We start from the raw sequence: 6,115 nt of genomic DNA on the forward strand, positions 1-6,115 counted from the left end.
GTACTGATCAGCACCAGTCGCGACACCCCGGCCAGCGCCGGCCCCAACGATTGTGGATCGTCAAAATCCGCAAAGCGCTTCTCGACGCGCTCATCCCCGGCAATCCTCTCGGGGCTCCGGCTCAGCGCCACGACATCGCGCGCACCCCGCTCCAACAGCGTTGCGACGACAAGCTGGCCCAGCCTTCCGCTGGCACCAGAAACTGCAATTTTGGTCATTTCGATTTCTCTGAATTTTGGATGCAAAACATCGCCCTGCCCTTGGGACAGCCAGCGATCAGCGCTTGGTCAGAGAAAAACCCTTGTCACATCACCAGCTTCCGCCGTCACACGGAGATTGTCAATCGGCCCGTTGTGCCTGCTCACGTCCCAGCCTATAGAGACATCACCATGAAGCTCACAGACCGAAGCAGCTCCATAGCGTTCCTGCGCGCCTGACACGCGCCGAGGGAACGCCTTTCAAACCGGCTCCACGCGCCGGCGCATGCTGCTGCGCGCCCGCCCGGTTCCCCAAAAACAGTCTGTAAATCGCGCGCCCCAAAAGGCCGCGCACCTTCATGGAACAATCATGTCCAACTATTTCGAAAGCCCGTTCCTCGGCATTCCGCTCGACCGTCAGGTCACCAATCCCAACATCGTCGTCGGCCGCTACAGCTATTATTCCGGTTACTATCACGGCCACAGCTTTGATGACTGCGCCCGCTACCTGATGACCGAACCCGGCGTCGATCGCCTCATCGTTGGCGCCTTCTGCTCCATTGGTTCCGGCGCCGCCTTCATCATGGCTGGCAATCAGGGCCACCGGAACGACTGGATCAGCACATTCCCCTTCGCCTTCGTTCCCGAGGCGCCGGAATTTGCTGATGCCCAAAATGCCTTCCAGCCCGCTGGCGACACCGTCATCGGCAACGACGTCTGGATCGGCTCGGAAGCCATCATCATGCCCGGTGTAAAAGTCGGGCACGGCGCCGTCATCGGCACCCGCGCCTTGGTGACTAAGGATGTCGAGCCCTACACCATCGTCGGCGGCAACCCGGCAAAGCCCATCCGCAAGCGTTTTGCCGATGAGGACATTGCCCTGCTGCTCGAAATAGCTTGGTGGGATTGGCCGGTAGAAAAACTCTCGGCAGCCATGTCGCTCCTCACCTCTGCCGACATAAAGGGCCTCTACGCCTTCTGGCGGCAGGGCTGAAAAGCAAAGCGCCCGGGTCTCCCCGGGCGCTTACCTCAATTGGCGAAAAACGCGTCGACCAGCGCCAGCGCGCCCTCGACATCCTCGTCGGTGACATCGAGATGCGTCACCCAACGCTGTTGCCCATAGCGGCCGATCACGCCGATCCCCTTCTCGGCCATATAGGCATCAAACCGCTCGGCGATGCTGCTGTCTGCATCGACCCAGAGTATATTGGTCTCGGGCGCGCTCACCTTCAGCGCGCTGTGCCGCCCCAACCCCTCGGCCAGACGCTTCGCCCGCCTATGATCATCGGCCAGCCGCGCCACATTGTGCTCCAGCGCATAAAGACCCGCGGCGGCCAGGATGCCCGACTGGCGAAGCCCGCCGCCCAGCATCTTGCGGTGACGCCGCGCCGTATCGATCAAATCCTGCCTACCAATCAGCACCGACCCCACGGGCGCCCCCAGCCCCTTGGAAAGGCAAATCGAAACCGTGTCGAATGGCGCCGTAAACGCGGCGATATCGACGCCCAGTTTCACCGACGCATTGAATGCCCGCGCACCATCGAGATGCAGGCCCAGTCCACGCCGCTGGGCGATATCCGCCACGGCGAGCATGTAGTCCATCGGCAGAACCCGACCGCCGAACGTATTCTCCAGCGCAATCACCCGCGTCCGCGCATAGTGGCTGTCATCAGGCTTGATCGCGTCTTCGATATCGTCCAGCGCCATCGTGCCATCGGCCTGATGAGAAATCGGCTGCGGCTGGATCGACCCCAACACCGCGGCACCACCAGCCTCGTTGACATAGAGATGCGCCTTCTGCCCGGCGATGAATTCATCCCCGCGCCCGCAATGGCTCATCAGCGCCAGAAGGTTAGACATGGTCCCCGAGGGAACGAAGAGAGCCGCTTCCTTCTTGAGAAGCCCGGCCATCTTCTGCTCCAGCAGGTTGACCGTCGGATCATCGCCAAACACATCGTCGCCCACTTCGGCCGCGTTCATGGCCGCGCGCATGCCGGCGCTCGGCCGCGTCACCGTATCGGAGCGAAAGTCGTGGCGGATCGTATTCATCAAAGAAGTCTCCTGTAGAGACGTCTTTGTGCCTTGCCGAAAGGACTTTGACTAGGCCGCGACGTTGCCGCCCGATGCGCCGTCATTGGCGGCTGTGAGTTCCACTGGCGGCTTGCGTGCCAAAACCAGAATGCCGGTAATCGGCACCCCACGGTCCCGCCTCAGGGTGGCCGTTTCGAAGCGCAGCACTTCCAGCCCCGCCACCACCAGCGCATCCCGCGTCGCCGCAATGCCATGGGCGTAGCGCAAACTCGGCCGCAGGAACACGGCCTCTTCCCCGTCATGCGCCTCGAGCGAAAAGGCCACGAGACCGCCCGGCTTCAACGCAGGCACGAGCGCCGCCAGCACCGGCTGCAGATCGCCGCAATAAATGAAGACATCGGCAGCCGTCATCAGGTCGGCCTCGGCCCGGCGCGCGTTGAGCGCTGCCACCAGTTCGGCCTTCTGCAGATTGTCGTAAATCCCCTTGCGCGCCGTCTCGGCGATCATCGCTGCCGAAATATCGACGCCTTCGAGAAAATCCACCTTGGCCCGCAGCTTCTCGCCCATCAGCCCGGTGCCACAGCCCAGGTCGATCGCCTTGGCAAAGCGCTCGATCCCCAGCGCCACCATCTGCTCGACCACCAACCCATCGAGCATTTCCGGCACGCGATAGCCCAGCTTGTCGACCAGCGAGCGCTCGAACTGCGGGGCATATTGGTCGAACAGCGCTTCGACATAGCTCACCGCGGTGCCTTCGCCCGCCGCACCCGCATTGTGCGCCGCAAGCTTCAGCCGCGCGCCGAAAACGCCATCGTCATCCAGCGCCTCAAGCCGCCGCCAGGCCGAAATAGCCCCCGCTACCTCGCCCGATTTTTCGTGAAATGTGCCAAGCAGGTCCCAGCCTGCGGCCCAGTCCGGCGCATTTTCCAGCGCCTGGCTCATCAGGTCTGCGGCGGCGGCATAGTCACCGCCTTCGGCCAGCATGCGGGCATAATCCGCGCGCCGGTCGGCGATGACATCGCCGGAAGAGTAAAACGTCCTGGTCAAGACGGTGCGACTTTCGAGAGACCGGCCCTGTTGGCACAGCGCGCGGGATTTGCCGGAAATGTGCCATGTTGGCAAGAAAAATGCGGAAAAATGCGCTTGATATCTGCGTTACCGGGCCAGTGAAGGGTTTTTCTCGTTGTCACCCTGCGTTACACTGCCAGACATAAATCGAGCGCATCATGCTCCACGTGCCGGTCTCCCCCGGCAGAATCGCTGGCCCGCCTCCCGCCTGTGTTTCGGCTTTCAACGGCGCCGAAACGATACGGTCACAAAACCTATGCACCCTGGCAGAAATCGAATTCTGCCGGGCTCCACGTGTTGGAAAAAGCGCATATTGCTGACAGCCTCGTTTCACGCTACGCTATTTGGATCGAATATTGCGGCGGACTGATCTATTAACGCGAATGCCATTCGCCTTTTCTGACGTCAATTTCCGAACATTCGATATAGTTGAGGTCCTGATCGGGTGCATCGATTAGGATCTATTGCAGACTGCACGAGGGAAACGCGCATCATGGCAACGGGCACCGTTAAGTGGTTCAATGGCCAAAAAGGTTACGGCTTCATTCAGCCGGATGAGGGTGGGGCGGACGTTTTTGTCCACATCTCCGCCGTCCAGCGTTCGGGCCTGAACGGCTTGGATGAAGGCCAGAAGGTTAGCTACGAGATCGTCAAGGACAAGCGGACCGGTAAGTCGGCCGCGGACAACCTGACCGCCGCCTGAGCTGCGGATCGAGTAGTTCTTCGGGGGGCGCGTCCGCATGTCGGGCGCGCCTTTTAGTTTGCGCCCCGACTACCCGGCCTACCGCCCTTCCGGCGCAACGCGGATCAGCCGCCCATTGGCAGCGTCGGTCAAAAGATAGACCGCCCCATCTTCGCCCACGCGGACATCCCGAATACGGCCCAGTTGCCCTGCGAAGAGCTGCTCCTCGCCGACAACCTTGTCCCCCTCCATATCGAGCCGCACCAGCACCTGCGCGCTCAGCCCGCCCACCAGCAGGTCCCCCCTCCAGTCCGGCATCATGTTGCCTTCATAAAACGCGAGCCCGGACGGCGAAATGGACGGATCCCAATAGTGGATCGGCTGCTCCATCCCCTCTTTCTCCGTGCCCTCCCCGAGCGACACGCCCGAATAGTCGACGCCATAGGTAATAACCGGCCAGCCGTAATTGCCGCCGGCAATCGGCATGTTCAACTCGTCGCCGCCACGCGCGCCATGCTCCACCGTAAACAGTGCGCCATCCTCGGGCCGAATGGTCGCACCCTGCGGATTGCGATGCCCGATGCTCCAGAATTCGGGCGCCCAGCCTTCAGGCTGCGGATTGTCTGCCGGCACGCTGCCATCGGGTGCGATCCGCACGATGCCGCCAGCAAGGTCCATCGGATCCTGCGCCCGATCCATGCTTCCGCGCTCGCCAAGCGTAACGAACAGGTTGCCGTCCTGCGCAATGGCAATGCGCGAGCCGAAGTGCCGCGTCGAATTGTCAAAGTTGTTCATGCGGAAGATCACCTTCTGATCTTCGAGATGCGCCGCCTTGCCCGCAAGCACCAGTTTCGCTGCCATCACCGCCGTGCCGGTGCCGCGCTGCAATCCGGCATCCTCCGCCAGCTCGGCATAGGTCAGGTAAATCCGCCCGCTCTTTTCAAAGTCCGGCGCCAGAGCGAGGTCCAAAAGACCACCCTGCCCCCGCGCCTCGACCCTTGGCACACCCTCCACCACGGCAGTGATGACGCCCTTCTCAAGCAGCAACAACCTGCCGCTGCGCTCGGTCACGAGAAATCTTCCACCCGGCAAAAAGGCCAGCGCCCAGGGATGGTCGAGCCCCTCCGCCAGCACCGTCGCATGGAGGGGTCCGACGCTGCTTTCCACAGTCTGCGCCATGCCTGGCAAAGCAGTGGCCAGCATCATGCCGGAAACAAAAAGTGGGAGAACCGAGAGAGATTGCTGCATGAAGACCGGCCTTTCCTGACTTTTGCGAATCTTGCCCTTGAACGGTGTGGACAAGCCAATATCTCATCTTCACACACCCGCTTGACCGCAACGCACTTGGCGGGCAAGTTGGTTCGCATCTCCCCCAAAACTTATCGTGAAGCTTTGGCCGAACGGCGTTTGGCGGAGAACACATGCAGGCGGCGATCGCATGATTGCCCTACCCACAACCTGATCATGGCGCGCGGTGGCGTTTTCCAAGGGGGAACCGCCAGGGCGCGCCGGATTCATTTGCGTAAGCCCTTTGGAGGCAAGACGATATGGACAAGATCCCGATGACCGTACAGGGCCACAAGACCCTGACAGCCGAATTCGAGCACCGCACCGCCAATGAACGCCGTCGCATCATCGACGCCATTGCCGAAGCCCGTGCCCATGGTGATCTGTCTGAAAACGCTGAGTATTCAGCCGCCAAGGAACAGCAGAGCCTGAACGAAGGGCGCATCAAGGAGCTCGAGACCATTCTCGCGCTCGCCGACATCATCGATGTTACCAAGCTGACCGGCTCGTCCGTCAAGTTCGGCGCCACCGTAACCTATCTTGATGAAGACACCGAAGAGGAAAAGACCTACCAGGTCGTGGGCGATCCGGAAGCCGATGCTTCGGCCGGCCGCATCTCCATTTCCTCGCCCATCGCCCGGGCCATGATCGGCAAGTCCGAAGGCGATTCGTTCGAAGTCGCCGCGCCGGGCGGCGCGCGCAGCTACGAGATCATCAAGATCAAGTATATCTGACGCCTAAAATTTGGGCACAGGCCCAATATCCTGTGTCTTTCCGGCACAATCGCGGGCCCCGACAGGGGCCCGCTGTCATGAGTGCCTTGAAACCGATCCGCTTCGGCCCTTAATTA

The 6,115-nt window shown here is 61.4% G+C and carries 7 protein-coding genes; 3 read left to right on the forward strand and 4 right to left on the reverse strand.

Going from position 1 to position 6,115, the window contains the following annotated elements:
• The coding region (locus tag J0I64_RS14455; protein ID WP_291409447.1) for an SDR family oxidoreductase at window positions 1-218 on the reverse strand (218 nt) is incomplete at its 3' end.
• A 349-nt stretch (window positions 219-567) separates the two neighbouring features.
• Here J0I64_RS14455 and catB point away from each other — a divergent pair.
• On the forward strand, window positions 568-1,191 hold the full coding sequence (gene catB / locus J0I64_RS14460) for a type B chloramphenicol O-acetyltransferase (RefSeq protein ID WP_291409449.1): 624 nt from the start codon (window positions 568-570) through the stop codon (window positions 1,189-1,191).
• Window positions 1,192-1,226: 35 nt separating this feature from the next.
• Here catB and ltaE read toward each other — a convergent pair whose 3' ends face one another.
• Both ltaE and J0I64_RS14470 read right to left on the reverse strand, forming a co-directional pair.
• Window positions 1,227-2,246 carry a low-specificity L-threonine aldolase gene (gene ltaE / locus J0I64_RS14465; protein ID WP_291409451.1) on the reverse strand — a complete coding sequence of 340 codons (1,020 nt, stop codon included), beginning with the start codon at window positions 2,244-2,246 and terminating at the stop codon, window positions 1,227-1,229.
• Between the two features lie 51 nt (window positions 2,247-2,297).
• Window positions 2,298-3,275: a methyltransferase gene (locus J0I64_RS14470; protein ID WP_291409453.1), complete on the reverse strand. Its 978-nt coding sequence runs from the start codon at window positions 3,273-3,275 to the stop codon at window positions 2,298-2,300.
• 514 nt (window positions 3,276-3,789) lie between these two features.
• Here J0I64_RS14470 and J0I64_RS14475 point away from each other — a divergent pair.
• Window positions 3,790-3,999, forward strand: coding sequence for a cold-shock protein (locus J0I64_RS14475; protein WP_291409456.1), 210 nt, complete (start codon window positions 3,790-3,792; stop codon window positions 3,997-3,999).
• A 78-nt stretch (window positions 4,000-4,077) separates the two neighbouring features.
• On the opposite strand, the gene J0I64_RS14480 is transcribed toward J0I64_RS14475, so the two are convergent.
• Window positions 4,078-5,226, reverse strand: coding sequence for a PQQ-dependent sugar dehydrogenase (locus J0I64_RS14480; RefSeq protein WP_291409458.1), 1,149 nt, complete (start codon window positions 5,224-5,226; stop codon window positions 4,078-4,080).
• A gap of 299 nt (window positions 5,227-5,525) precedes the next feature.
• Here J0I64_RS14480 and greA point away from each other — a divergent pair, with 299 nt between their 5' ends.
• Entirely contained in the window at window positions 5,526-5,999 is a 474-nt protein-coding gene (greA, locus tag J0I64_RS14485; RefSeq protein WP_291409460.1) for a transcription elongation factor GreA, read from the forward strand.
• Window positions 6,000-6,115: the final 116 nt, after the last annotated feature.

Source organism: Devosia sp., from assembly GCF_017307565.1.
Taxonomy (GTDB): Bacteria; Pseudomonadota; Alphaproteobacteria; order Rhizobiales; family Devosiaceae; genus Devosia.

Bases quoted from the DNA above. Each gene is read 5' to 3' on its own strand.
- J0I64_RS14480 (WP_291409458.1), bottom strand. From the start codon at position 5,226: ATGCAGCAATCTCTCTCGGTTCTCCCACTTTTTGTTTCCGGCATGATG.
- catB (WP_291409449.1), top strand. From the start codon at position 568: ATGTCCAACTATTTCGAAAGCCCGTTCCTCGGCATTCCGCTCGACCGT.
- ltaE (WP_291409451.1), bottom strand. From the start codon at position 2,246: ATGAATACGATCCGCCACGACTTTCGCTCCGATACGGTGACGCGGCCG.
- greA (WP_291409460.1), top strand. From the start codon at position 5,526: ATGGACAAGATCCCGATGACCGTACAGGGCCACAAGACCCTGACAGCC.
- J0I64_RS14475 (WP_291409456.1), top strand. From the start codon at position 3,790: ATGGCAACGGGCACCGTTAAGTGGTTCAATGGCCAAAAAGGTTACGGC.